At 66.0% G+C, this 3,552-nt stretch carries 4 protein-coding genes; 2 read left to right on the plus strand and 2 right to left on the minus strand.

Annotated elements, in window-relative coordinates:
• Positions 1-134 precede the first annotated feature (134 nt).
• Complete coding sequence (gene hemF / locus GY937_20225; GenBank protein MCP5059038.1) at positions 135-1,070, minus strand: oxygen-dependent coproporphyrinogen oxidase; 936 nt, start codon at positions 1,068-1,070, stop codon at positions 135-137.
• Between the two features lie 46 nt (positions 1,071-1,116).
• Positions 1,117-1,380 carry a hypothetical protein gene (locus tag GY937_20230; protein MCP5059039.1) on the minus strand — a complete coding sequence of 88 codons (264 nt, stop codon included), beginning with the start codon at positions 1,378-1,380 and terminating at the stop codon, positions 1,117-1,119.
• Between the two features lie 145 nt (positions 1,381-1,525).
• Between GY937_20230 and GY937_20235 the strand changes: the two genes are divergently transcribed.
• Both GY937_20235 and GY937_20240 read left to right on the plus strand, forming a co-directional pair.
• Positions 1,526-2,806, plus strand: coding sequence for a phosphodiesterase (locus GY937_20235; protein ID MCP5059040.1), 1,281 nt, complete (start codon positions 1,526-1,528; stop codon positions 2,804-2,806).
• Positions 2,807-3,232: 426 nt separating this feature from the next.
• Positions 3,233-3,454, plus strand: coding sequence for a hypothetical protein (locus GY937_20240; GenBank protein ID MCP5059041.1), 222 nt, complete (start codon positions 3,233-3,235; stop codon positions 3,452-3,454).
• Positions 3,455-3,552 lie beyond the last annotated feature (98 nt).

The raw sequence follows: 3,552 nt of genomic DNA on the forward strand, positions 1-3,552 counted from the left end.
GAAGCACACTCCGCATTCGCGCCACGGAATGGGCATCGACCACCCAAAACGAGATCCGTCAGCGTCAATCGCCGCGCGGCACGCTGAAACATTGGAAAGCCAGCTTCTCAGCCAACTTTCGTGCATAGTTCAGGCTAGGCCTCCGGTAGACCCACGAGCCAGTCCCTGGGTTTCAGGAACGTTTCGGCGAGTTCGGCCTCCGGGCTGCCGGGCTGCGGTTGTGCATCGTAGACCCAGCGCACCAGGGGGGGCATCGAGGCCAGAACGGATTCCACCCGGCGACCGGATTGCAGGCCATACTTCGTGCCACGATCGTAGACCAGGTTGAACTCGACGTAGCGTCCGCGGCGCAGCAACTGGAATTGTCGCTCGCGGTCGCCGAAGTCCATGCTTCGGCGGCGCTGGACGAGGGGCAGGTACGCGGGGAGGAAATGATCTCCGATGCTGCGGAGGAAGGCGAAGGTATTCGGAAAATTGCGTAGCACGAGATCGTCGAAGAACACGCCGCCCACGCCTCTGGCTTCTTCTCGATGGGGGAGGAAGAAGTACTCGTCGCACCAGGCCTTGAAGCGCGGATAGGTCTCGTCGCCGAAGGGGGCGCAGGCGGCTCTGGCAACGCGGTGCCAGTGCACCACGTCTTCTTCGAAGCCGTAGGTCGGCGTCAGGTCGAAGCCACCGCCTACCCACCAGACCGCGTCGCCGGTTTCGGGTGTGGCGATGAAACAGCGCAGGTTCATGTGGGTGACAGGGACGTACGGGTTTTGCGGGTGGACGATCATCGAGAGCGAGACCGCTTCGAAGGGTGCGCCGGCCAGCTCGGGTCGCCGTTCGGTCGCCGCCGGTGGCAGCCCGGGGCCCTTGGCGTGGGTGAAGTGCACGGCGGCCTTCTCGATCACGGCCCCATCGGCAAGCGCACGCGGTCGCGCCAAGCCGCCACCCGGGCCGGGCCGTTCCTCGCGGCTGAAGCGGGCTCGGCCGTCTTCGCGTTCGAGGGCATCGCAGATCTGGTCTTGGAGATCTGCGAGGTAGGTGTGGACGGCGGTCGGGTCGGGAGCGTTGGCTTCGGCCATCCGCCCATCCTACCGGCTCAGCCGAACAGGGCTCGCGGGCGTGGGCCTAGGCCGCAGCGCCTTCCTGCACGAGGGCCGGGACCAGCTGGAGGTGCGGGTGAACGAGGCTGTGGCTGTCCGTCCTGACATGGCCGTCGCCGCCCGCCATGGCCAGGACGAGTTCCCGGCTCGAAAGATCGATCCGAGCGCGCTCGACCCACGGCTCCTTCTGGGCGCGGGTCAGGCCGGCCACCAGGGAGGCTCGGCTAGCGAAGCGGACACGGATCTCGTGGGTCTCGGGGCGGGGAGCGAGTCGCTGCACGTCGTTCATGAGGAAGGCCTCCGGGGGTAGGTGTTGGCTCGGTGTACGCCAACCTTCTCGGCAAGAGGTAGCTCGGCCATGTGATGCCCAAATGAAGCGACCCTGGGGCCGGGCTCGGGTGCCTGGGGCGAATGGCCACTACCCTGCGGTGCTCATGTTCGCCCCGCCCACCTGGCTCCTCCCCTCCCTCGCCCTTGGCATCGGCGTGGGCCTGCCGCTCTACGCAGGGCGCTTCCGGGGCCGCACCTACGCGATCTTCGCGCTGGTCCTGGTGTTGATCTCCTTCCCGGGTGCCCTGGGCCTGGCCGCCCGTAGCGCTGCTCAGATGCCCGATGGCCTTCGCTGGGGCGTGGGCTGGGCGTTCGTCTACGGAATGCTCGCGACGGGGCTTCATTTCGCATCCCTGGTGAAGGCACGGCTCCGGCCCCGCACTTTCCGCTGGGGGGTCTCCCTGCCCGGAATGGCCTTCCTGGCGCTTGGCGCCGTGGCCGGGCCCTGGTTGTTGATCACGGAGTCGCTGCGCCTGGGTGCCGATGCGGTGGGCTTTGCCGGCCTCGCCAGCGGCTTGGGCTGGCTTGGGCTGTTCCCTCTCGCGCTTGTCGCGCTCTCGGTCGCCACTTCCCTAGGCCTCCGGCGAGAGATCGTGCGAATCGTCCTGGATCGTAGGATCTACTCCGAGACCTCTCGTCTCCCGGTCGAACGGCACGTCCGGCGCCCACCGCCGCCGACCCTGGAGCGCCCACTGCGCATGGTTCAGATTGCCGATCCCCACCTGGGCCCCTGGCAGCCGATCCATCGGCTGCGGGCTCGCATTGAAGAACTCCTGGCCCACCAGCCGGATCTGGTGCTGATCACCGGGGATCTTCTGACGATGGAAGGCAACGCCACCGCAGGTGCCCTGGCCAAGGCACTCGAACCCTTGAAAGCGGCTGAGGGCCGATGCTTCGCCATCTTCGGCAACCACGATCACGAGGCGCCCGAAGAAGTGCGCGCGGCTCTCCGGGCCTGCGGGGCGAAGCTGTTGATGGATGAGGAGGCCGTGGCGCTGACCCCTGCCGGGCCGGTCCAGTTGGTGGGGGCTGATTGGGCGCGGAAGGAGCGTGCCGAACGCCTCGGTGCCCTGGCCGCGCGCTTCCCCCGGCGGGAGGGGCACCTTCGCCTATGGCTCGTCCACGATCCGTTGGGCTTTGCCGATCTCGCGGATGGCGAGGCTGATCTGGTGCTCTCCGGGCACACCCACGGCGGACAGGTCGGCCTGGTCAGCTTTGGCCTCGATTGGACAGTGCTTTCTCGCAGCCGCTGGCCCGATCACGGGTTCTTCGGTCTCGGCAGGAACCGGCTCTATGTGCACCGGGGCACCGGGTTCTACGGTTTCCCGTTGCGCATTGGCGTCCCGGGCGAGGCTTCGCTGCTCGAAGTGTTCGGCCCTGGCTAGATCCAATACCGTTCAGTTTGTCTCGCAACCTGTTGATTGAAAGGGACAACGGCCCGCTATCGGGCGTGTTGCGCCGAATTCGCTTCGAACGGATGCGCGGATCGGCCTAACTGAACGGTCTCGGGGCTTCCGGGGGAAGCCTCGCGATGGCTGCACGAACCGTGACCCGCTGTCAGCGACCCGTCCTTCACCTCCCCCGGTGGGTGTGCTTGTCAAGTCATCCCGTTATCGGACATGAATCCCCTGTTGGAATTCCTATCCGCCGGTTCTTTTTCTTGTCCCTGGGGCGCTCAACCGAAGCGAAGAGGAGCCCGAGGTGCCAGGCGAGCCGAAACGAGTTCCAGGTCTCCCCATGGCGGTGTATCGTGATACGAGGGTGACATCCTCGGCTGGCTCCCCACGAGTTGAACGACGGAGCAACTCACGATGGGTCCTGCCGGTGAACTTCTGGTCGTCGCGGCGTTGGATCTTGCCGGCGTCCTCCTCGGGCCCCGTGCTGCCAACGGAGGACTTCAGCGTCGCTTGTGGTTCATGCTCGCATTGGTCGGTTGTTTCGTTCTCGCCGGGCCAGCTACCAGTGCTTTCCACCTCTCCGCATCGATTTCGCCCTCGGTGAACACCCAAAAGCGGCCATACGTGATCACCTGAAAACCGGCCATAGAACGGGGAGTCGTCCAGGACGTTGAGGCGGGCGAGGCGGATAGCCTCGCCGGCCATGGCAAATGTCTTGGACGCAGAGAAACAGC

The organism is bacterium (genome assembly GCA_024228115.1).
GTDB lineage: Bacteria > Myxococcota_A > UBA9160 > UBA9160 > UBA6930.